Origin of the sequence: Streptomyces sp. NBC_01335 (assembly GCF_035953295.1) — a bacterium.
In the GTDB taxonomy this organism is placed as follows: Bacteria; Actinomycetota; Actinomycetes; order Streptomycetales; family Streptomycetaceae; genus Streptomyces.
The window spans coordinates 78790-100639 of record NZ_CP108371.1; the positions used below are offsets into that span (position 1 = coordinate 78790).

The following is a 21850-nucleotide window of genomic DNA, read 5'->3' on the forward strand; positions in this document are numbered from 1 at the left end:
CGAAGCAGCCCGCACGCCCGCCGGCGGCTGGAGGCGAGACCAGTTCGCCGCCTGGGCGTGCCGTGGCCCCCGCCGAAGGGCTGGAAGGACGAGCTGGCCGACCGCTGAAAGATCGCCCGCCCGCCCGGTCCGTCGGCGCCCCCGCCCCCCGGCCCCGGCCGACTTCGCCTAGGACACGCTCGTCTTCGGCTGACCCGACGACAGCGGGGCCGGGCCGGCCAAGATGATCCTGCCCGGCCCCGCTGCTCGTCCCGGCGGACGACGTCCTCATGCGCGAGGCATCAGCGGCCGATTCGGCACCGATGACCCTGCTCAGTGGTGTAAATGAAGCCACAGCGCTCGCACTCGTTGAGACCGTCGACCACGTCTGCGCAATGGAAGCAGTAGTCGATGGGCGTATCTGGAGCGGCAGCGGTTCGGGCCCCTCGTACTAGGCTGCTCGTCGCGCAGAATGGACACCGGTTCGGGGCGTCGCCATCGTACGAGGCATCAGGAGTGGCGCGGTCGAGAACGTGTACGGCGTAGCCCAGCGCAAGGCCCGGAGCACCGTAGCCCTCCACGCAGAGGTGGCAGTACATGCGGGAGAAGTGGACGTCCGACTGGCACCACTCGGGGACGCCTTTGATCATTGTCGGCGTGAGGGCGAACTGACGGCACTGCGGGCATTGAAGAGTACGCGCTCTGACCGGGCCCAGCACCGGAGCGAGGTCTTTCATGCGCTCTGCTACATAGCCCTGGATCGAACGGACCCCTCCGCGGATCCGCTCCATGTCGATCTCTGCATGGTGTCGTTCCTCCTCATCCTTGATGCGCTCCAAAATGTGCTCATTGACGAAACTAATGAGGAAGTTCAGCACTTGGGCAGTGGTGCTCTCCACCTTGCCAGCTTTGGCGTTTTCACCGACCAAGCCGTAGTGCTGCAGAGCGTTGCGGCGTTCTGCCAGGTCGGAGAGGGCAGCCTTTTCACTCTGGCTGAACTTGATATCCGCCATGTTGGTCAGGCGCTTACGCGTCTCTCCCGGAGAGCAGCTGTTCAGCGTTCCGTTCTCAAGCGCTTCTCGCGTAGCTTCCCCTGGGTTTGCGAACACCAGAGACCAGTGCACCATCTGCAGACGCGCCTTCAGAAGCACTTCGGCGCCCGCAGCCAGGTGCAGAACAGCGTATTTCATGGCTCTTGCACTTGGTTCCCTTCCAATCGTTAGGTGCTCTGTCACGCTGACCAAGTAGTCCAGACCGTTCCTGACGGGTGGAAAGTGCACATCTCCTGCGAGCTCCGCTTGGCGTACCTGGTAGTAGGCCCCGTTAAGTTCGATCAAGCGCTGGTCCACTGACTTTGGTACGTCCTCAAGTTCATGAATCGACGCATCGTCGAGGAATTGCTCATCCATGGGGATCCTTCAGGGCGAGTGAAACTTGGCGGAGGCTTTTCCCACGCATTCGGTCCTGGTGGGTGCCTCATGAGGGCTGGCTGGCGGGGCGATCGTCTCACCAAGGCGGCGGGTGTTGCTCGCGCGATGCCGGGCGAGACAAGCCGCCCGGCTACCGTCGGCCACGCTCCTTTCCCGCATTCTGTGGTTAGCGCGACTGGATCCAGAGGCCGCTGTACGCGACGACGGCGCCGCCAACTGCGGTCGCGGCCCCGCGGAGTAGATGCAGGCCGGCCTCGTTGCGGAGCCGCCGGGCGTGCTTGGTCCACCGAGTCCTGGATGATCCGTCATCCGGTGTCGGGTGGGGTTCCGGGTCCGGGCTGTTGCCCCTACGCTCGTCCTTGGACATGAGCTTCTCCTTCTTCGGGATGTTCGGTCTTCTGCAGACGGCTCCCTGCCCACCAGGGGGCCGTCGCCGTTTCCGGTGACGGCACTGCCGTTTGTCCATCTATTGAGACGGCGCTACGTCCCATGAGGCGGATGACGTCAACGAAAGCACCCCGAATAGCGCTCTGACCAGCGAAAACAGTGCTTTGGTGGAGATAGTTCATCTGTGTTTTTGAGGGTCATAGCAAGTAGAGGGCGTATCTTCTTGCGGTTTAACCAGTCCTTGCGGGGCGAGATTTGCTCTGCCCTGCTATTGGTGGGTGTCGTGCCGGGGTCAAGCTAGACTTTTGCGAGGTCAAATAGGCCATAGTGAGCGGGAGTTGGGCGATGTCCAAGATGTTACGAATGCCAAGCGTGGATGAGCTCCCGCCTGGGCCCATGAGGGCCTTCGTGGGCGAGCTGTTCACCTACTTCCGCGCAGCCGGGCGCCCGTCCCCGGTCACCATCGCGGCAGCCGTTGCTCAAACACGTGATTCCGCCCCCGTGACTGTGAGCCGTGAGACGGTCCGAAGGCTCCTCAAAGGCGAGACCACCAGCACCTGGCCCACGGTGCGAGCAGTGCACGAGGTACTTTGCCGCATGGCGGACCAGGAACCGACGTGGAGAAGGTTCTCCGACTCCAGCGACTACGACGAGGACAACGACACCCGCACGCTTCGCGGATACATCCGCGATCTGTGGAACGACGCAGTCGACGGCGTTGAACCTGATGACCAGGCAGGCATGCCCCAGCTGGCGCCGGTTCCGCAGCCGTCTCCGCCACCTGCTGCGGCGGGGGGCTGGGGCAGTGGTGCGACCCTAGGGGGGTGGGGTGCTTCGTCCCAGCAGACAGAGGGGGATCCCTGGGCCACCGGAGAGCCACAAAAGGAAATCAGCAGCCAGAAGAGCTACAGCGATGAACCTCCCTTCTGAGCGCGGACAACACGGTCTCATCCAAGGCTGGGGTGGCTATGTCCATCGCATCCCGATCACGGACAGCTGCTCCATCCGCTCCGGCGTCAGTGTCGCGGCCCTGCTGCGCTGGTTGCTGATCCAGGCGCCCAGCTTGTGTTCCCGTTCCTCTTGGTTTTCGCCGACGATCCGCTCGACGTGCTTGCGCGGGACCTGGAGGTGGCCTTCGCGGTCGTAGAACTGGCGGGCGGCCTGGTAGTTGAGGGCCCACTTGTCGGCCTGCGTACGGGGCCGCTTCGGCTTCTCGTCCTCGGGTGCGGGTTCGATCCCGAGGGCCTGCTCGCACATCCACTGCTGCACGGTGGTGAGCTGGTCCCAGCCGTACCGCACGGACTGCACCCACCGTCCGAGATCCTCGCCCTGGCGCACGACGTCGCCCGTCACGGTGGGCAGCGCCTCGCCCGCGTCCAAGTGCATCCGCACGAGGTGGAAGGCCCGCTGCCAGGTGACCGGCCAGCTCGGGCACCAGGACGCGTCGATCTCCTCCAACTGCTCGCGCCGCTCGTCCGTCAGCGCCCCGGTCGCCGACTGCACTGGCAGCCCCTCGGCACGCCGCTGTTCGTTCTCGGCGGCCTTGCGGGCGGCGGCCCGCGCGTTCTTCAGGAAGATGCCCACCTTCGCGCCTTGGAAGGTGGCGTCCAGCGGGGCCAGGAGGTGCCCGTGTTCGGCTGCCCACCCGCGCGCGGCGGACAGGCCCTCCTCCCACGCGACGTCGTGGTGCGACCAGATCATGCCGAGCTTCTCCAGCTGGGTGACGCGGTCTTGGTCCATGTCGCCGCGGGCGTAGAACCGCCGGTTGTCGGCGGTCCACTGCCCCAGCGGGAAGTTGGCGAGCGAGGCCGGCCACCCCGCGCCTTCCGCCTCCTGGTCGTCGACGGCGGGCACCCGGAACGTGAACGGTACGCGGAGGTCGCCGTGCTCGCGGGCGTAGATGACGGCGGCCTCCACGCCGCGCCGCCAGTGCTCGTGTTCCGGGTTGAGGACCCGCAGGTTGATGAACGCGGCGAGCGCGGCCGGGTCGCGGGGCGTGCTGAACTTCAGCAGGGCCTTGGCGGGGGCACTGACGCCTCCGGAGCCCTCGCCGCTCCCGTCCGTGCTCTTGCTGCTGGTGTCCTTGCTGACGGGCTGGTAGCGGCTCGGGGCCTGCTGCTCCGCCAGGCTCTCCACGATCCGCGCGTCGTGCGCCCGCAGCGCCTCCAGCAGCTTCGCCAGCCCGCCGAACGCCCGGCTCGTGAGCATGTTGTCGGCCGTCTCGCCGGGCCCGAGCAGGACCGGCACGACCAGGCTGGCCATCTTCCCCTCGCCAGGCTGCATCCGCAGCGCGCGGCCCACGGCCTGGACGAGGTCGGGCATGGAGCCGCGTACGTCGGCCCAGTAGACGGAGTCGCAGTTCTTGGTGTCGACGCCCTCGCCCAGGACCTTCACCGAGCACAGGAAGCACTTCTCCACCACGGTGCCGTCCGTGGCGATCCCGGCCGCGAACTCCCCGAGCAGCCGACGGCGGTGGAGCGGCTTGTGGTCCCCGCACAGCCAGTCCGCCCAGATCGTCTTCGGGTACAGCTCCGGGTCGGATGCGTGCAGCTGCGCGGCGACGTCCGGGAGGCCGGCCGCGAACGCTTCGGCCTCCTTCACCATGTGGTGGAAGACGAGCGTGCGCCGGAAGTTCTCCTCTGCCGACGCCTTCACCAGGGCGGTCTGGAGCGCGGCGAGCCGGGCCCCGCGGACCTCTGCCGAGCGGCTCTCCGCGCCCAGGAGCTGCGCGGCCTGGAGCGCGGTGTCGGTGACGTCCACGCATACGACCTGGTAGGGGGCACAGATTCCCCGGTCGATGGCATCCGAGAGGGTCAGGGTGAAGCAGCGGCTGCCGAAGGGGCCCTCGGGATCGTCGTCCATGCTCGCGACCAGCTCGCCCGGTGCGCCGGCCTCGTTCTCGTCCCCGAGTTGCCAGAGCCGGGGCGTGGCGGTCATGTAGAGGCGGCGCAGGGACGGGATCTTCTGATTGTCGTGGACGACGGCCCACGGCTTCCCGATCCGGCCCGAAACGCGGTGGGCTTCGTCCACGACGATCAGGTCCCAGGCCGCGAGGCCCCCGGCGTGCGCCCGTTCCAGCGTGCCCAGTCCGAGGCTGGCGTACGTGGCGTACACGGTGACCTTGTCCAGGCCCCGCGTCCACTCCACCAGCTCGTCCACGTCCGTGGTGTTGGGGAAGGACACCTCCTCACCCCGCAGCGAGGACACCCCGATCATCGGCCCCCGGCGGCCCCCCTCGCGCCACGCGGCCTCGGTCTGGGCGAGCAGGTCCAGCGAGGGCACGAGCACCAGCACGCGGCCCGCGTGGAGTTCTTCGGCGACGCGGGCGGCCACGAGGGTCTTACCGGATCCGGTCGCCATGACGACCTGAGTCCGCAGCCCTCGCTCGGGCAGGAGTGTTCGGTCGGGAGGTTCGAGGACCCGGAGGACCGCGTCGACGGCCTGTCGCTGGAGGGGCCGCAGGTCCATGTCGCCTCTCCTCGTCAGCCTGGGACTGCTGAAGGTCTGGGTCACGTGGCGTTGTAGGCGAGCTGGGCCAGCCGCAGGGCGTCGGCCAGGGGCGCCTCTCCGATGAGGTCTACGCTGACGCGGTACGCGGGGTACCCGGTGGTGAGAATCCGTGCAGTGGTGACTCCCAGGTCGTTGAGCTGCTGCTGGCTGTAGGCGAGCCGAAGATTGATGGTGCTGGATCCGGCGTATACGTAGGCAAAACCGCCGAACTGAGATCCCTGGCGACGCAGGCGAAGGTAGCGGCTGTAGTCCAGGGGAGCGTCGGGCAGCGCGTTCTTGCTCTTGATGCCGTAGACACCGACGTTGTCCCACCGGGTCGCTTCATCGAGGAACCTGACGAACAGGTCGGCAGTACGGTTGCCGTTCAGCAGCTGACGGACTGTCTCCTGCCCTTCGTCGGGCACTCCCGGAATCCGGGCCGGCTGCGGCCCGCTGCCGGGGCCACCCCGGGCGCTCACCGAAACCGCACCGCCGTGATGTCTCGTCAACTCCGCAAGTATGGAGGAGGCATCCAGCTCTTCGGCGGTGCCTTCGAACTGGAACACGGTCACCTTCATCTGATTCCCTTCGTGCTGACTGCCGCGGATCGCCAACAACCTACTATGCATAGCAGCCACTGCTATGCATAGTAGTGGCCCAATCGGTAGAGCGGACTCAGATGAAGGAGAGGGTGCGAACGGTGATGTGTCCAGACGGCCGACTTCGGAGGCGTTGGGGCCGTGCGGCTCGTTTAGCCCGCCACCCTCCAGCACGCCGGCGTCGACCTGACCATGCTCCCGCCCCCAGCTCGGCACCGTCGCCCACTCCGTGCACCGGGCCGTCACCGCGAACACGGCCCGGATCCGCGCGGAGGGCACCGACCGGTGGGCCGGCCTGCTGCGCGCCACGGTCCCCGAGGGCGTCGTCCGCGACGCGATCCTCGCCTCCCCGGCCTGGCCCGACATGGCCGCCGCGATCGGCCGCCTCGACGCCCAGGGCGTCGACGTCACCCGCGTCCTGAACGCCGCGCACGCCCAGGGCGAAGGCATCGACCGCACCCTGGCCACCCTCCTCACCACCCCGCCCCCCCACCGCCCGTACGGCCCCCACCGCCCGTACGGCCGCCGCCCGTACGGCACCGGCGCCCGCCGCGCCCGCCGCGCCTGCCGCCGCGCCCGCTGGGGGTGGCGGCGTCGGGGGGCGAGCCGGGCTTGCGCCAGCGCCTCGGCGGGCTCAAGGACGTGCTCGGCCGCCCGGGTCCGTCCTCCCAGCTCGCCGAGCGCCTGGTCCGCGCGGCCCTCCACACCCTGACCACTCCGCCCGGCACCCCGGTCCCCGATCGCCCCCGCGTCTCCCCGGCCGGCGCCCGCGCCCGCTCCACCACCGCGGCCGCCACCGCTGAACCCGCCGTCCCCGCCCACCGCCGCCCCCGCCCGCCGCCCGTCCCGCAGCCGATGACCCGGAACGCGTCCGCCGGGCCGCCGAGGAAGCGGGTGCCCCTCGCTCACCGCACCCCGGCCCGGGGCCCGTACACCCCGTGCGTGCCCGTACTCCGGGCCGTGGCCCAGCCGCCCCCGCACCCGTTACCAGGACACCGCCGCACCCGCTGACCGTCCCTTCGTGGTGCGGGGGTGTATTTGCCGCGGATCAGCGGGTGGATGCGGGGGCGGTGTTGATGAGGGTGTTGAGGAAGTGCTGGGTTTCGGGGTGGGTGGAGTGGATGCGGGTGGTGTGGGTGCCGCGGGTGAGAAGGACGCGGTAGATGTTGAGGGCGTAGCGCAGGTACTGGTCGGCGGGGAGGCTGTTCAGGGTTTCGTCGTGGCTTTGGTCGGGGTGGGCTTGCCAGTGGCCGTTGGTCCAGGTGAGGTCGGGGCCGATGATGACGCCGGCGTGGTGGTACTCGAGGCCTTGGGCGGTGTAGATGCAGCCGATCTGCTGGTGGCCGCCGGTGTGGGTGGCCCAGAGCTGGCTGGTCGGGGCGAGCGGGTTGCCGTCGGGGCCGGTGAGGATCGTGTTGGCGTTCCAGGCGGCTTCCCAGGTACGGACGGCTCCGGTGGGGGAGGGGACGTCGATGGTGATGTCGAGGGGGAGCGAGGTCGCGCCGCGGGGGCGCTCCCGGGTCCAGGGCCAGCAGAATCCGGCGGTGGTGCGGGCGGTGTGCCCGGCTTTGTCGGCCTGGTCGATCCATTTCTGGAGGGCGAAGGGGTCGTCGGCGCAGCCGAGGTCGTAGCCGTCGTGCCCGGTCCAGGCGACGGGTGTCGCGTAGAGGAGGGCGTCGACCCAGGCGGTGTAGGCGGCCGAGCCCGCGCAGCGGAACGACCCGGTGAGCTCAAGGTGGTGGTGCTCACGCCCCAACCTCCGCGCGGCCCCACGGATCTCGTCGACGGTGGTGCCTTCGCCGGGCCGGATGACCTGGCGTTCGTCGAGGAAGACGACGGCCAGCGGGGCGTTCTTGAGGACGGCCGTCAGGTCCGGCGGGAGCCCCTGGGCGCCACCGCGGTTGATGCGCTGCGCCTCGTCGATGACCAGAGCGCCGGCCTGTGAGGCGAGGCTGCGCAGGGAGCCGATGCCGGGGAAGAGCTCGCGGGCGGCGCTGTGGCCGCGGACGGCGTCCAGGAGGTGGGCGCGCAGGGTGCCGGAGGGGGTGAGGAAGCGGGGGCGGGTCGTGGGGTGAGCGCGCATGAGGTGGCCGAGGAGCCGTACGGCGAGCGCGGTCTTGCCGCTGCCGGGGCCGCCGCTCACGGTGATGACCGGTCCTTTCCTGTCCCTGGCCGGCCGCTCCGTCTCTCCGCCGGCGGGCAGATGGCGGGCCGCGGCGGCACGGATGTTCACGAACGCGTCCTGCTGGGCGCCCACGAGAGCGAAGGCGCTGTGTCCCTCCAGGACGGAGCCGACGTGGTCGAGGAGCCGGCTGGAGGGCTCCCACCGGATGGTCTCGAACGACTCCACCTGCCCCGCATCCGGCGTGGTGAGGTCCGCACACAGCAGCAGCCCGGCCAGCCCCGGCCCGGACAGGTCCTCGCCGGTCAGGACCGGGATCCCCTCACTGGCCCCGCCACCAGGACCGGCGCCGGCCCGGAGAACGGCCCCCTGCTGAGCGGACGCGTTGTGCAGCACTACCACGGCACGCACGTCCAGTTCCGGCGCGCTCTCGGGCCGCCAGAACCCGAAGAAACTCCGGTAGGCGGCCACCTGATGGACCGGATGCGCCGTCACCACCCCGTCACTGCGCATGACCCGCTCGGTGTCCAGGACCCGGCAGGTCTCCCACTGCTTCAGCTCGACCACCACCAGGGCCAGCGTCCCGTCCGGCCCGGCGCCGACCAGGAGCGCGTCCAGCCGCCGGCCGGCGCCCGGCGTCCCGTACTCCAGATACACCTGCAGATCCGACAGTCCCGCCCGCACCAGCGCCTCGAACAGGGGCGGCCAGCTGTTGCGCCAGCTGCGCACCTCGGCCGAGCCCGGCCGCCCGAACCCCGCCGCCGTGTAGCGGGCGGCGCACCGCTGGATGAAGCCGGGATCACCCAGGCGCGCGGCGATCTCCCCGGCCCGGCCCGCCGCCACGCACGCGACGGCGGCGGGCCTGGCCGGCCCCGGGAGCGGGGCCCCGGGAGCAGAGCGCGGGGCGGGAGGCGCGGTGCTGCGGGCCGCGGCTGTGGCGGCGGACTGGTCGGACATGTTCTTCCCCCGGTTCTTCGGCGTCTCTTGTCCGGTGGGGCCCGCGGGCTCCGCCGGAGTGGCCTGCGCGCTGGTGCGCAGGCCGGGCGGACCTGCCGTTTTGTCAAGCGGCGGATCCGGCTGCGAGTTGCCGTCGTCTCTGGACTCGGCATTCCGAGACTACCAAACCTGGAAACCTTATCGACCACTCGATAAGGATGTGCTTATGATGGCCTGCATGAAGAGTTCGACGTTCGTCATGGTCCACGTGGGCCAGAGCACCGAGTCCCAGCGCAACCTCGTGCACGGCATCGAGACGCTCTCCTGGGGCTTCCCGGAGAAGAAGCCCGAATACGAGGACGCGCACCCCCAGTTCGCGCTCCTGGCCACCGGCGCTTCCCCGCGGGTCCAGCTCGAGGACTGGCTCCGAGGGACCGCCACCCTCTACCTCTTCCAGGTCCGCGGCGGCTTCTACACCGGCAAGTCCTGGCACTGGCCCGACGAGGAAGCCGAACAGCGCCTGAAGTACCCCCAGCGCTTCGGCATCGAGCCCTTGGCCAAGCTCGACCACGTCCCCCTCGGACCCGACGGGCCGCTCACCGAAGCCGGCAGCGACGCGATCCGCCGCTCCGGCACCGACCGCGGCATGGGCAAGCTCGTCCAGATGCCGCCCCAGCGTCTCCTCGACCTCGCGGGCATCCCGTTCGATCCCGAGGAGCCCGAAGACGTCCCCCTCGACAAGTCGCCCGGCTTCACCGCCGAGCAGGTCGAGGGCAAGAAGAGGCCTCAACGCCGCCGCCGCGGCGCCGGCTACATCTCCGACCCCAAGAAGCGCAAAACCATCGAGGAGTATGCAGAATCCTTCGCCATCACCCACTACGAAGACGACGGCTGGAACGTCGAGAAACTCGGCAAGCCCTACGACCTGCGCTGCACCCGAGGGGCGGAAGAACGCCACGTCGAGGTCAAGGGCACCACGGGCGCCGCGACGAGCGTCGAGCTGACGATCAACGAGGTCCTCCACGCCCGGGACGCGGACAACACCGTCGACCTCTACGTCGTCAGCGACATCAAGATCGACACCCGTACCGACCCCTACACCCCCAGCGAAGGGACCGTGTCCCACTATCTCGACTGGGAACCGGCCGAAGAAGACCTCCGCCCCCGCAAGTACGAATACCGGCTCCCGGCCAGGAACACCTGACTCTGCAGGCAGAAGCAGAGGCTGCGCCCGAGCGGCCGAACCGCGCGCGCAGACGCACGGCCTGGCGGTCGTGCTCAGAGGCGGCGACAGCCAAGGCGACCAAGCCGCATCCGGTCCAGCTTGTGCGCGGACCGTGGTGACGCGTCCTGGTCCTCTTCTTCAGCCGCGACGGAGTGTGCGGTCCACAGATTCCCGCACGAGGCAGCGGGGCGCGGCCGTCCACCACCTGAGCGCAGCGCCGGGGTGGGGCCAGCGGTCCGGCGGCAGGACTTGTGGGGCTAACCGTCCGGTGTCGCAGTGTGCTTCCACAACCCGCGACCGCCCTGTTGTCCAGCCCGTGCGAATCCGCTCCACACCCCGTCAGGCACCCGCTCCAGAAAAGGGAGCGGAACGGATTTTCGCGAGATCTTGAATGGCCGGCGGCGAGCGCGGACTGTGAGCCCGGCGCTCGTCCGGCGGCCGACTCTGTACGGCCACCGGACGGCGTCACCCTCGAGGCCATCATCAAGAAGGAGAACCCGCGCATGTCCACCGCCCTCCAGTTCCCGCAGCCGCCCGCCGACCAGGCTCCGGCCGCTCCGGCCGCTCCGGCCGCTCCGGCCACCACGCCGCCCGCTCCGGCCACCACGCCGCCCGCCTCGGCCACCATGGCGGGCCCGGCGTCGGCCGCCGTGCTCCCGCACTGGGTAAAGGCCGCCCTGGCCGGCCTCGCCATCGCGCTCGGCGGGATGGCGAGCTTGTTCGCCGGGTTCGTCGTCATGGTCCGCCCCGGTGCCGCGGGCCCGATCAACACGGCGATCGGCGTGGGCGGCTTCATGCTCACCGCAGCCGCCCTGGTCATTGCCTGCCGCAAGCGGCCGTGACCCGGTTGGCTCGGGACGCGACCAGGGCGCCGCCGATGCCCCACCGCGCCGTTGCGGCCGGGTCGGTGAGCCAGAGCCGGAGCGGCCGGCGGTGAGGGCCCGGACCAGGCGCTCGGCCGCGTGTTCCGGGGCGATCCCGGCCTGGTCCGCGGGTCCGCCGACGCAGTACACGCCGGCCCGGCCCTTCCCGGCCCCCCGGGCCCAGCTCGCCGAGCGCCTGGTCGCCGCGACCCTCCACACCCTGACCGCTCCGCCCGGTACCCCGGTCCCCGACCGCCCCCGCGTCTCCCCGGCCGCCGCCCGCGCCCGCTCCACCACCACCAACACCGCGCCCGGCACCGGGCCCGCCCCCGCCGAACCCGCCGTCCCCGCCCACCGCCGCCCCACCGCCCCCGCCCGCCGCCCGTCCCGCAGCCGCTGACCCGGGACGCGCCCCGCCGCCACCGGCGCGCCCTACCGGCACGCGCAGCCGTAACACCGGGCGCGCCGGGATACCGGCGGCGCCGATGCCCGTACCCGCCCCGCTCAGCGGAGTCCCTGCCTCGCGCCGACCGGCACAGGGTGGCGTCACCCATGACGCCACCCTCCGGCTGCCGTCCCGGGGCCCACCGGGGCTGCCGGGCTTCGAGCGAGGACTGAAGGACCGCAGCTGCCCCGCGCCGACGGCATACGACTGCGCCGTGGTCAGCTGGCTCCCGGCCGCCCCCGCTCCCGGCCGCGCCGCCGAAGACCGCGCCCCGCTCGTCCGCCGACGAGCTGCTGGAGGCCATGGCCCCCTTCGCCGGATACGCCGCCGGGATCTCCCAGACCCTCTACAAGGCCCTCTACCGGCTCCAGTCCGCGACCCGCCACGGTCCCGCCCGACCCCCAGGCCCTGGACCACGCCCTGGCCCGCCTCGCGTCCATGAACCCCGCCCGCCTCAAGATCCCGGCCACCCCCGACGGACACCGTCTGCGCGCCGCGCTCCACCGCCTCCACGACCCGCACGTACAGCCGTCACACCGGCCCGCGTGACGGCCGGTGCCCGTACGCCGCCCGCCCGGCCCGCACTGACCAGGCGAGACGCCGTGTCAGCGGAACGCTGACACGGTGGTGTTCGTATCGCCGGGGCTGCGCGGCGAGCGGGTGCCCGGTCTCCGCGAACGTGCCGAACAGCCCGCTCGACGTGGCGAACGGCCCCCGGCACTCAAGTCTCCGGCCGTCGTTGACGAGAGCGGACATGAGCGCTGGGCGAGCCTGAGGACTGCGCGTGGATGCTGAGGATCTGGAGATCGCACCGACGAAGGGCCCCGGCTGCGCCGGGGGCCGAGACCTGATCGTGGAACTGCTGGCGTCAGTCCCAGGAGAGTGAAGGGGCTGCCGCGCCGGCGGGCGCGGCCCGTCCGGACCGAGCTCCCGTGCCGGCCGGACGGCACACCGTTCCAGAATTCTGGATCACCCGGAATTCCGCGGTGGCCGAGCAGTTGTGGTGGGGCGCGCAGGCGGGCCGGGGCGGGCCGCTCGCGGACATGTTCGCCGCGCTGGCACCGCGCGCGATGGAGGAGGCGGTCCTCCGGCGCGGTCAGGGCGAGGACTGGCACACGCCGTTGGAGGACCTGAGCCGCCGTCACGCTGGCTGACGAAGGCGGACGGCCAGGCCGCCGCCCTGTCCGGCGGATCGAATCCGGCCAGGATGCGGCGCTGCGCGCGCTCCCGGGAACGGGCCGACGAACGGCATGCTTCCTCCGTGGTCCCCCCAGCGGTTCCCGGCCCAACGTTCTGGTCGTCTAGGGGGTACACCCGCCCGCCACCTGCCGTTCCATTCCGATTCACTGGAAAGGGAAATTCCTGCTGGCTTGAATGTGGCGTGCCCGTCGAATAATGACGGCCTATCAAAACTCGCGCTTGTTAGGGTCGCGGCAGCTCGATCTCGGGTAATTTCCTTCGAAAGAAAGAGAATCACACATGCGCATACAACGGGCGATATCCGCTGCTGCCCTTTCTGCCGCCCTGGCCACGGTCTTCATGGCCGGCTCTGCCACCAGCGCGTCCGCCGCTTCGTCGGACTGCAAGAGTGGCTGGGTGTGCCTCTGGGACTACCCCGGCTACGACGGCGCGGCGTGGTCCGCCGCCAACGGGCCGGGCACCTACGCGGTGGGCTCCAATGTGCAGGACAAGGTGTCGAGCGTGTGGAACAACAGCACGCACACTGTGTACCTGGTCTCCGAGTGCGACAACCTGATCGAGATCGGGCCCGGCGGCTATGTTTACGACCTGTCCGACTTCAATTGCGGCGGCACCGTCTACAACACCTGGAACAATAGGACCGATTACGTCGACGTGTACTAGGCGTCGATTCCCGGACCATGTTCGGAGCTAGATGGCTAGGGCTGCGAGTGTGACGGTGCCGAGGTGTATCTAGGCGCTTTTCTCGTAGCGGGTGGCGGCGGCGCGGAAGCCCTTGAGGATCTCAAGGCGAGGGCGCCCGCCGCACCGCTTCGGACCGTGCCGTCCGCGTGGCGCAGGCCGCCGGGTATCCGTTTCCCGTACGCACGCCCCCGTCGGTGCGGGCGATCGTTCGGCCCGTGATAGGTACGCGAGAGGTACCGCCGCGAGTCCAGCGGCCCGGGCCGCCCGCCGCGCTGCGCCCGGTCGAGGTCCGCGATGTTCAGCAGGGCCTCGGCGACGGCCACGCCGGCGTCGAGGCGGTTCGCGAAGTCCTCGCCGCGCGGCCGGTGCCGTGCCGCCGAGTTCGGCGACTCGCACCGCGCCGCGGCGGCGACCCCGGCCGCGAGCGCGGCGACCAGGCCGTCAGCCCCGGCCGCGAGCCCACCCCGCGCGGCGGGAGGCCGACTATCGGCCCGCCCGGATTCCGGTCTCGGGGGTGCAGATCTCACAGCACCGGATGTAGTCCTCGCTCAGCGCAAGGACGGCCTGCTCGCGGGGGATGAGGCCGCCGCGCCGACTGAGGGTGCAGCCGCCCCGGTGCAGCACCGCGAGGTCGGGATGGTCGGCCCGGCTCCACGCGCCAGGAGTTTTCCTCCCGGGCGACGGCGGCGCGCCGCCCCGAAGGTGAGGCGGTCGACGATCGCAGCGCAGAGCCGAGGGTCGGAGAAGGCCTTGGTTCAGCCGGAGAACGACTCGTTGGAGGCGATGGGCGACGCTGTTCTTCTCCTCGCGTTCGGTCAGGGCCTGGAAGAGGGGTTCGGCGCCGCAACGGTCGAGTTCCAGTGAGCCCAGCTCGTCGATGCATAGAAGGTCGACCCGGCCGTAGCGGGCGATGGTCCCGCCGCCCGTCCCGCACCCGGTGACCCCGGCGGCACGGCACCGGGGCGCCGCCACCCGGCTGCCGCGCCTCCACAACCAGCACGCACAGCCGTAACGCCGGGCGCCGCCCCGTCCGGCCGCCGTCCGGGTCTGCCCGCCCGCCGGGGCCGTCGGCCCGGGCCTGCCGTCTCGCGGGCGGGCCCGTACGAGTGCGGACTCCGGCGCCCTGCCCGCCTGTCGAACAGGGAAACGCCGTGTCAGCGGTCCGCTGACGCAGCGTTGTTCGCGTCGCCCCCGGGGCCGCGCGGCGAGCGAGCGCGCTACGGCTTCTCGCCGCGGGCGGCGGTGACGCTCTGGCGTACGGCGTCGCGGCCGTCGAGCAGATCCACCACGGCCGCCATGGCCTCGGCGGCGGCCGGGGCGTGCTTACCGGCCGGCTCCGGCCCGTCACCGCCGTACGGGGCGAGGTCGAGCCGTACGGTCCGCAGACGGTTGACCAGTGCGGCCGGGCTGCCGTCGGTGGCCAGCAGCTCCCCGATCGCGTGCAGCGCGCCCCGCACCCCGTTGCGGCCCCGGGGCAGGTCCCACGCGCCCGCCGTGTCGTACAGCCGCTCGCTGACCTCACGGATGCGGTCGGCGTGCGCGGCGCACCATGCGGCCTCGGCCCGGTCGCGCGCCTTGTCCAGACGCTGGGAGGCGACGTCGCGGCTGCCGAGGTGGTGCGCCTGGACGGCCCGCTCCAGGCGCAGAGCGCGGGTCTCGGCGGACTGGCGGGTGCCGAGCCCCAGGGCGTCGGCGACCGCCTGCCAGGAGGCGCCGCGCTCGCGGGCGGCGTGGATGAGCCGCAGTTCGGCCCGGTCGGCCTGCTCGCGCATCTCGGCGACCTGCGCCAGAGCCGCGAGGACGTCCTCCCGCGGCACCTCGCGAGGCTCGCGCCCGTACGGGGTGTAGCCGCTGACGGCCAGGCCCACGGCGGCCACGGCCGCCCGCCCCACCATCCGGGAGCCGTCCGGGTCACCGTACCGGCCCTGCAGGAGCTCCTCGGCGGCCCGCTTGCGCTCCGCCCGCTCCGCGTAGTCGACTTCTTTCGTCACGAGCGTCAGCATTTCACTGACGCGAGCCGGACGTCAGTGAAACGCTGACGCGGCCGGTAGAGGACGCCGACGGCTGACAGAACCTCCTCGACCTTGCTCAGCCCACCTCGCGGACCTTCGGACGAGCGCGGCACGCCGGCCGGTGAGTTCAGCTCTACGACGGCGTCCGTCCGTATGGGGAAGGACGCCGGCGGTTACGCGGACCGGGCCGGGTATGCAGCTGCCGGAGCGGGTCGGGGCATTGGCCGTAGCGGCGTGTGAGGTGTGGGAGGCCGTGGTCGCGGACGGGTGGTCGCCGTCGGCGGCGATGGAGGCGCTGGCCGCCGTGGACGCCCTGGTTGCCGCGCTCGCCCGGTTCGGGCCGGAGGCCGAGCGGGCGCTCGCTCCCGCGCTCGCCGCGACCGCGCGGGCCCGCGCGGTCGTCGTGGGGCCCCAGGACGGCGAACGGGCCGCCGCCCTGGCGGGCGCGCCCCCGCCCCGCGTTCCTGTGCCGGCCGGACGGCACACCGTTCCAGAATTCTGGATCACCCGGAACGTGGCGGTGGCCGAACGGTTGTGGTGGGGCGCCCAGGAGGGCCGGGGCGGGCCGCTCGCGGACATGTTCGCCGCGCTGCCGCCGCGTGCGATGGAGGAAGCGGTCCTCCGGCGCAGACAGGGCGAGGACTGGCGCACACTGCTGGAGGACCTGAGCCGCCGTCACGCTGGCTGACGAAGTCCGGACCGTGCCGGACTTGCCGACCGGAACCTGATCGCGACCCCCGCCTCTGCCTCCGCGTGGCCCGCGCCGACCTGTGGCCACGCCCCCGGCAGCAGGGACATGTGCCCCTCCGGCATCCCGGCGCCCCACGCGGGGCATTCCGCTCACACGCCCGCGCCGCGATCCTGTCCCTCCCGCCGCGAGAGCGGGAAGGGGTGAAGGAGGTGATCACCATGAAGTGCGGTTTCTGCGGCCACCCCGGCAGTCACGCGGTCGTCGTTCCCCGCGACGGCATGCCGACCCGCTGCGACCACTGCGCCCGCTGCGAGGCGGACGTCCGAGCCGACCGCGAGGAGAGCGAGTAGCCCACGGGCAGGCCGAGGCGATGACCCGTCACCGCCTCGGCCGCTCACCCGTTTCGCTACGCCGTGGTGGTCTCGCGCGGGGGCAGGCCCGGGATCACACCGTCGGCCAGGCCGGTACGGATCTCCCGAACCGCCGGTCCCGGGGTACCGGGGAGTTCGTTGCAGGCGATGATGACCTGTCCCCCGGCGCCTGAGGGGTCCTCGAAGGTGGCGAGGTCGGTGAGACCGTCGAGGAGCGCGTTGCCGCTTCGCTGGTCCTCCGGTCCCTCGCCCAGGCCGGTGAACGGGCCGTCCACGATCAGGAACTGCGGCACCGGCATCGCCGGAACTTCCCGGGCGGCATCGCGCAGAGCCAGCAGCACACTGAGGTTCGCGCGGGTCTTCCCGTGCCCGGCGACGACCTGCGCGTCGAACGGCTTCCCGTTGATGGTGAGGGAGAAGTCCTCCGGACTGATGGAGACCGTGTGGATCTCCGGGTCACACGCCTGCAGCCGGCGCAGCGCATGACGCGACCACCGGTCGGTTCCCTGCTTCACCATCAGATCGGTGTCCTGCCGGGCAACGGTGTACGCGGCCTCCGCGGTCTCCTTGTCCTTCTCCAGCCGGGGCAGCCGCTCGCGCAGCTCCGTGAGCTCCGCGACCTCGCGCAGGTGCTCGGCGTTCTGCTCCAGCCGCGCGGCCAGCTCCCGCACCGCCGCCTCGGCCTCCACCATGATCTGCTGCTTCGGTGCGATCACATCCTGAGCGAACGCCCGCGCCGCGGCCGCCGCCTCCACGACGACCCGCTCGGCGTCACCGACCCGGCCACGGGCCTCGTCAGCCGCCCGCCCCGCGCGCTGGGCCGCCTCACGCGACTGTTCAGCGGACTGCTGCGCCCGGGACATCCGCTGCTCGAACTCCTCGGCACGCTGACGGCGCTCGGGGTCGAAACGCCGGCACACGGGACAGTCGTCCTCCGACAGCCCCGTCAGATCGAGCGCCCGTACACACGTGGGGCACAGACTCGGATCGGTGGCGGCCTCCCGCAACCCGGCCAGGCGCCCCCTCGCCTCGGCAGCGGCCGCCTCCAGCACCCGCGCCGTACGCTCCCGGTCGTCGGCGGCCACGCGCGCGGCCCGCCGGGCCTCCTCCGCCCCGGACGCCTTCTCCTGGAGCGCGGCGAGCTGGCTGTGCAGATCACTCAGCTCCGCCCCGGCCCTCTGTGCCTTCAGGGCCTCCTGTCCGTGCTGCGCGGCCCACTGCTCACCACGGCGCTGGAGGTCCTCGACGGACGGCAGCTCACGCTCCTCACGGTCGCGCAGAATCCGCATCACCCGGTTCTTCGCCGCCCCCCACTCCTTCTTCCTGGCGCTGAACTCCTGGCGCAGCGCATCGACCGTCTCGTCATCAGCGCCCAGCAGCACCCGCCCCACCGCGGTCCGCTGCTCCTTGCTCTGCCGGCCGAGGTAGTCGTTCGGCAGATCACGCTGGCGCGCATAGAGCCACGGCACCAGCAGGTCCAGCGTCACGCGTGTACGGCCCGCGCCCAGCCGGGGAATGCCGAGGAGATCCTGGAAGTACTCGGCTGCCGACCGGCGGGAACCACTGCGCTTGACCGGGTGATGTTCCGGGAGGCTCAGCGTGCCCTGGGCGAAGGACACGTCCTCCTTCCGGTCCACCGTGCTGCGGGTGACCTGCCATCGCTCCCCGCCGATCCGGGCGATGAACCCGACGCGGCTGCATAACGCCGCAGCGTCCATCAGCCTCGCGCTCTCCACCGCCAGCGTCCACCACACCGCTTCCAGCGTCGTGCTCTTGCCCGTCCCGCTCACTCCCGTCAGCGCGGGCAGCGGGGCATCGAGTTTCACCTCGCGCCACACCTCGTCGACCTCGAACAACATGCACTCGATGTTGAGTGTGACCACTCGGTGCCTCCCATAGCTCGACAGCGCTTCAGCGCTCGTAGCGGGTAACGACACGCAGCCGCCCGGGTGACGTGCCGGACCGGCCCGAGGAGACCTCCGGCTACGTCCCCGTCGCCCAGGTCGTGGAGACGTTCTGGGACAGCCTGGAAGCCCGGATGGGGACCGGCGGCGGCGTGAAGATGACCGGCATCCCGACCGGGCTGGCCGACCTGGACGCGCTGACCGGCGGACTCCAGCCCGAGCAGCTCATCGTCATTGGCGCCCGCCCCGCCATGGGCAAGTCCACCCTCGCCCTAGACTTCGCCCGCACCGCGGCCGTCGTCCACGACAAGACCGTGGGCGGAGAAGCTGCTCCAGGACGCGGCGGCCCGCGCCGAGGCCGCCCGCCTCGACCGCGAGGTCGAGCTCGCCGAGCGCCAGACCCTCCGGATGCGCGACGAGGCAGCCGAGCGCGCCCTTGAGGGTCTGTCCGCCGCCGAACTGGACCACCAGGCCGCCCAGGAGCGGCAGGCCGCCGCCCAGGCCGACGCCAACGCCAAGCGCGTGGCCGCCGAAGCCGCCGCCGAAGAGAAGCGCCTGGCCGCCGAAGCTGACGCCGAGGCCAAGCGACTGGCCGCCGAAGCCGCCCGACTGGAACGCCAGGCCGCCGAGGACAAGCGCGCGGCCGGCCTCGCGCTCCACCAGGACGCACAGGCCCGCGAGGAAGCCGCCCGCCTCGACCACGACGCCGCCCAGCGCCGCGCCGAGGCCGCCCGCATCGAGCGCCAGGCCGCCGAGGACGAAGACACCGCCCGCCTCACCGCCCGCGAGCGCGCCGTACGCAAGGTCGCCCGCATGGTCCTGAGCTCCGGCACCGGCACCGTCGCCCTGTACGACATCGAGCACGCGTGCGGCGTCAAGCAGTCCACCGCGAGCGACTACCTCACCGAGGCCCGCACCCTGATCGCCAACGGATACGGGCAGGAGCACGCCCACGCCTGACCGGCACGCAGCAGCACACAGAAGGGGCACCGAGGCGCTCAAATCGCCTCGGGGCCCCTTCTACTGTGCCCGCCCACCGTACCGGCGGTGAGCGGGCGTGGTGGTGGCAGCGGTTGCGTGTTCGGTTGTTGATCGCCTGGTCACGTGTTGTGGGCGCGGGCTGGTCTGCTGTCATGAGGCGACCAAGTGGCTGCCGTTGAGCGGCTCGGGCGGGGCGGGTTGCCGTCGTGAGGGCGGCTGTTCCTACTCCCCAGTGGGCAAGAAGGTCCTATGAAGTCAGTAACCGTCGAACGACTCCGGCGCTTGCGGACATGGTCCCTACGGGTCTTCCTCTTGGGCCTGTTCATGTTCATCGGCCTATATTCCGAGCCGTATTTCAACCGCAACAGCGCATCTCCTGCTCCACCCGAACTGCCCTCCGGTTCGAGCAGCGCTGACATCATCACGGCCATCACCGGGCTCGTCACCGCTCTGGGCGGTGCATGTGGAGGAGTTGCCGGGCTACTACTCGCGTGGCACACCGTTCAGCGACAGAGGAGAGGGGACGGAGAGCCACCCGCAACGCCTTCGGTTGATCAATCGACCAGCGAGCCATGAAGGAACATCGCCTCACCGCGTCAGGCCAGGCCGGCAGTGAATAGGTGCAGCGGTGGCACCAGATGGGCGTCAGCCATGATCACTACGGCTGTCCCGGCTCGGCCCGAGGCGCTCAAATCGCCTCGGGGTCCCTCTGTGTTCCCCGACACTGCGCCGCCCGCTACGGGAACCTGAGGGCCGCTCAGCACCTTGCGCCGCTGTGGATCGTTGCCCTGGATTCGTCCGTGGGCATGCGTGAGCGGCGGTCCGTACGCTGGGTACAAACCGCCGCTCAGGTGTGACTCTGATCACGCTTGTGGGAGGTGGTGCCGCTAAACGCCGCCTCCGTGAGTCCGTCCAGGCTGTGAAGCGGGCTCGGAGACCAGAGTGCGCGCTCAGGAATTTAAAAAGCGTGTTCTCGGACAGTGCCGGACGCCTCCGGACAGTATCGGACGGTCCTGGACAGCGTCCGGCTTTGACCAGCGCTTTTCGCCCTCTCCGCATCCGGCCGCCGGACACCCTGAGCGCCCTCCCGGACACCAACCCGTCCCTGGACTCCGCCCCGACCGTGCATTTTGGGGCAATAGTCCATTTATGCCCTGTCAGGAGCGTCCGGGGCAAACGCTGTTGACGCGCTTGCCGAGGCATGTGGCCAAGCAGAAATAGGGAGTTGGATCCGCCACGCGCGTGAGGCAAGCTGGAAGCAAGACGTCGAAGGCGACGTCCCGGGGGCCCGCTAACCCCCGATTTTTTGTATCCGTCCAGGCTTGAAGACCAACAGGAGTGTGGCTCGTTGACGTCGTTGTGGCGTTTTGTGCAGGGATCCGGCTGGGTGCTCCAGCCCGTCCCGACCTTCCCGAACCCCCTGCCCACCTCTCCGGGGTGCGTCATCACCCCCGGGGCTGCTCGGGGGTTCGGTTTCCGCAAGACCCTGCGCTGGGTCCGCAAGATCGTGATCATCGCGGTCATCATCTTCGCCACGGCCGGCCTCGCGTGGATGTGGCACGCCGGTCACGAGGCCGAGGTCGCGGGCGAGCTCCTGGTGGCGGCCCTCATCGGCGCCGTCACCGCTGCATACGGAAGCCTCAAGGGGGCCTTCCGTCCTGGGGGTGAGCTCGCGTGGCGCTGAACAGGCGTTCTTCTCCCAGCCTTGAAAAGGTCATGGGAACTCAGGACATCACTCGGTACACCTTGGCTGAAGTCCTGGCCCGGTTGATCAATACCAAGGTGTCTGCCAGCAACGTGGCGCCGCCGGGCTCCAGGAGCGCCAGGGTGGACTGGAAGTCTGTGACTGCGGCGTTCGAGGCGGCTCTCACGAGTCGACGCCAGCTCAGCCGTGCCGACCTGGACATCATCTGCGTGGCCCTCGGCTTGGGGAAGGAAGAGCGCGCGAAGCTCCACGACCTCTGGGAGGCGGAGTCCCTGCGTATGCGCCCGTCGGCGGCGAAGATAGCGACTCCGCTCACCACCGACTACGGGACTCTCAGGGTGAGCGGCAAGAGTGAGGCTGGTTCTCGGCGGGCTCGGCAGCCGGTGCCGCCCTCCGGGCAGCCCGACCCGATGCCCGTGTCCTGCACTGCGGAGTTGATGCTGGCGCTCAAGGCTGTGCACGTCTGGTGCGGTGCTCCGTCCCTGCGGGAGCTGGAGCGCCGCAGCGGTATGGTCCTGCGGCGGAGCTCGATCAGCGACATGCTGCGGGGGGAGTCCCTGCCGGACTACGAGCGGTACGTCGCGTTCCTGAGGACGTGCGGCATCAACGGGACCCACCTGGAGCCCTGGGTGTTCATCTGGCGCCACCTCAAGGCGCTGGAAACCCCGGGCATCGCTCCCTGGATGCCGCGCGTCACGGCATCGAAGTAGTACAGCCCGCGCCGTACGGGTGGGCCAGCAGCTATCCGCTGCTGGCCCACCCGCCAGGAGCGCGCCGCGCTCTGACGGCTGCTGCGGGCGCCCGGAGCGCTGCTTCCTGCCACCTCG

The 21850-nt window shown here is 70.8% G+C and carries 20 protein-coding genes and 1 pseudogene; 12 read left to right on the forward strand and 9 right to left on the reverse strand.

Annotated features, from left to right (window positions below; genetic code table 11):
* Positions 1 to 281: 281 nt before the first annotated feature.
* The 4 genes from OG599_RS34915 to OG599_RS34930 all read right to left on the reverse strand — a co-directional run bounded on the left by OG599_RS34915 (position 282) and on the right by OG599_RS34930 (position 5899).
* On the reverse strand, positions 282 to 1388 hold the full coding sequence (locus OG599_RS34915) for a hypothetical protein (RefSeq protein WP_327180384.1): 1107 nt from the start codon (positions 1386 to 1388) through the stop codon (positions 282 to 284).
* A 187-nt stretch (positions 1389 to 1575) separates the two neighbouring features.
* Complete coding sequence (locus tag OG599_RS34920; RefSeq protein ID WP_327180385.1) at positions 1576 to 1776, reverse strand: hypothetical protein; 201 nt, start codon at positions 1774 to 1776, stop codon at positions 1576 to 1578.
* A gap of 986 nt (positions 1777 to 2762) precedes the next feature.
* A complete protein-coding gene (locus OG599_RS34925) occupies positions 2763 to 5264 on the reverse strand; it encodes a DEAD/DEAH box helicase (protein ID WP_327180386.1) in 2502 nt (833 codons plus the stop codon).
* A gap of 41 nt (positions 5265 to 5305) precedes the next feature.
* Entirely contained in the window at positions 5306 to 5899 is a 594-nt protein-coding gene (locus OG599_RS34930) for a hypothetical protein (RefSeq protein WP_327180387.1), read from the reverse strand.
* 214 nt (positions 5900 to 6113) lie between these two features.
* Here OG599_RS34930 and OG599_RS34935 point away from each other — a divergent pair, with 214 nt between their 5' ends.
* Positions 6114 to 6596: a hypothetical protein gene (locus OG599_RS34935; RefSeq protein ID WP_327180388.1), complete on the forward strand. Its 483-nt coding sequence runs from the start codon at positions 6114 to 6116 to the stop codon at positions 6594 to 6596.
* A 336-nt stretch (positions 6597 to 6932) separates the two neighbouring features.
* On the opposite strand, the gene OG599_RS34940 is transcribed toward OG599_RS34935, so the two are convergent.
* Entirely contained in the window at positions 6933 to 8963 is a 2031-nt protein-coding gene (locus OG599_RS34940) for a DNA/RNA helicase domain-containing protein (protein WP_327180389.1), read from the reverse strand.
* Between the two features lie 217 nt (positions 8964 to 9180).
* On the opposite strand from OG599_RS34940, the gene OG599_RS34945 reads away from it, so the two are divergent.
* The 5 genes from OG599_RS34945 (at position 9181) to OG599_RS34965 (ending at position 13338) form a co-directional block, all read left to right on the forward strand.
* Positions 9181 to 10146 carry a protein NO VEIN domain-containing protein gene (locus OG599_RS34945; RefSeq protein WP_327180390.1) on the forward strand — a complete coding sequence of 322 codons (966 nt, stop codon included), beginning with the start codon at positions 9181 to 9183 and terminating at the stop codon, positions 10144 to 10146.
* A 524-nt stretch (positions 10147 to 10670) separates the two neighbouring features.
* Entirely contained in the window at positions 10671 to 11009 is a 339-nt protein-coding gene (locus tag OG599_RS34950; protein ID WP_327180391.1) for a hypothetical protein, read from the forward strand.
* 91 nt (positions 11010 to 11100) lie between these two features.
* Positions 11101 to 11430, forward strand: coding sequence for a hypothetical protein (locus OG599_RS34955; protein WP_327180392.1), 330 nt, complete (start codon positions 11101 to 11103; stop codon positions 11428 to 11430).
* A 1031-nt stretch (positions 11431 to 12461) separates the two neighbouring features.
* Positions 12462 to 12629 carry a hypothetical protein gene (locus OG599_RS34960; RefSeq protein ID WP_327180393.1) on the forward strand — a complete coding sequence of 56 codons (168 nt, stop codon included), beginning with the start codon at positions 12462 to 12464 and terminating at the stop codon, positions 12627 to 12629.
* A 385-nt stretch (positions 12630 to 13014) separates the two neighbouring features.
* Positions 13015 to 13338: a peptidase inhibitor family I36 protein gene (locus OG599_RS34965; RefSeq protein ID WP_327180410.1), complete on the forward strand. Its 324-nt coding sequence runs from the start codon at positions 13015 to 13017 to the stop codon at positions 13336 to 13338.
* A gap of 504 nt (positions 13339 to 13842) precedes the next feature.
* On the opposite strand, the gene OG599_RS35580 is transcribed toward OG599_RS34965, so the two are convergent.
* From OG599_RS35580 to OG599_RS34975, 3 genes and pseudogenes are all read right to left on the reverse strand, one after another.
* A complete protein-coding gene (locus OG599_RS35580) occupies positions 13843 to 14118 on the reverse strand; it encodes a DUF6233 domain-containing protein (RefSeq protein ID WP_442809744.1) in 276 nt (91 codons plus the stop codon).
* A pseudogene (locus OG599_RS35585) lies at positions 14118 to 14274 on the reverse strand (ATP-binding protein); the annotation flags it as partial. The gene OG599_RS35580 and the pseudogene OG599_RS35585, both read right to left, overlap by 1 nt.
* A gap of 302 nt (positions 14275 to 14576) precedes the next feature.
* On the reverse strand, positions 14577 to 15350 hold the full coding sequence (locus OG599_RS34975) for a hypothetical protein (protein WP_327180394.1): 774 nt from the start codon (positions 15348 to 15350) through the stop codon (positions 14577 to 14579).
* Between the two features lie 274 nt (positions 15351 to 15624).
* Here OG599_RS34975 and OG599_RS34980 point away from each other — a divergent pair, with 274 nt between their 5' ends.
* Together OG599_RS34980 and OG599_RS34985 are read left to right on the forward strand one after the other, a co-directional pair.
* Positions 15625 to 16059, forward strand: a complete 435-nt coding sequence (locus tag OG599_RS34980; RefSeq protein WP_327180395.1) for a hypothetical protein — start codon at positions 15625 to 15627, stop codon at positions 16057 to 16059.
* A 212-nt stretch (positions 16060 to 16271) separates the two neighbouring features.
* On the forward strand, positions 16272 to 16412 hold the full coding sequence (locus tag OG599_RS34985) for a hypothetical protein (protein WP_327180411.1): 141 nt from the start codon (positions 16272 to 16274) through the stop codon (positions 16410 to 16412).
* A 56-nt stretch (positions 16413 to 16468) separates the two neighbouring features.
* Here OG599_RS34985 and OG599_RS34990 read toward each other — a convergent pair whose 3' ends face one another.
* Entirely contained in the window at positions 16469 to 18292 is a 1824-nt protein-coding gene (locus tag OG599_RS34990; protein ID WP_327180396.1) for a hypothetical protein, read from the reverse strand.
* A 95-nt stretch (positions 18293 to 18387) separates the two neighbouring features.
* Here OG599_RS34990 and OG599_RS34995 point away from each other — a divergent pair, with 95 nt between their 5' ends.
* The 4 genes from OG599_RS34995 (at position 18388) to OG599_RS35010 (ending at position 21733) form a co-directional block, all read left to right on the forward strand.
* On the forward strand, positions 18388 to 18777 hold the full coding sequence (locus OG599_RS34995) for a DnaB-like helicase C-terminal domain-containing protein (protein WP_327180397.1): 390 nt from the start codon (positions 18388 to 18390) through the stop codon (positions 18775 to 18777).
* The gene (locus OG599_RS35000; RefSeq protein ID WP_327180398.1) at positions 18746 to 19297 is read left to right on the forward strand and encodes a hypothetical protein; all 552 of its coding nucleotides are present in this window, start codon (positions 18746 to 18748) and stop codon (positions 19295 to 19297) included. The genes OG599_RS34995 and OG599_RS35000 overlap by 32 nt, the downstream gene beginning before the upstream one ends.
* Before the next feature lie 1408 nt (positions 19298 to 20705).
* Complete coding sequence (locus tag OG599_RS35005; protein WP_327180399.1) at positions 20706 to 21002, forward strand: hypothetical protein; 297 nt, start codon at positions 20706 to 20708, stop codon at positions 21000 to 21002.
* 143 nt (positions 21003 to 21145) lie between these two features.
* Positions 21146 to 21733, forward strand: coding sequence for a hypothetical protein (locus OG599_RS35010; RefSeq protein WP_327180400.1), 588 nt, complete (start codon positions 21146 to 21148; stop codon positions 21731 to 21733).
* Positions 21734 to 21850 lie beyond the last annotated feature (117 nt).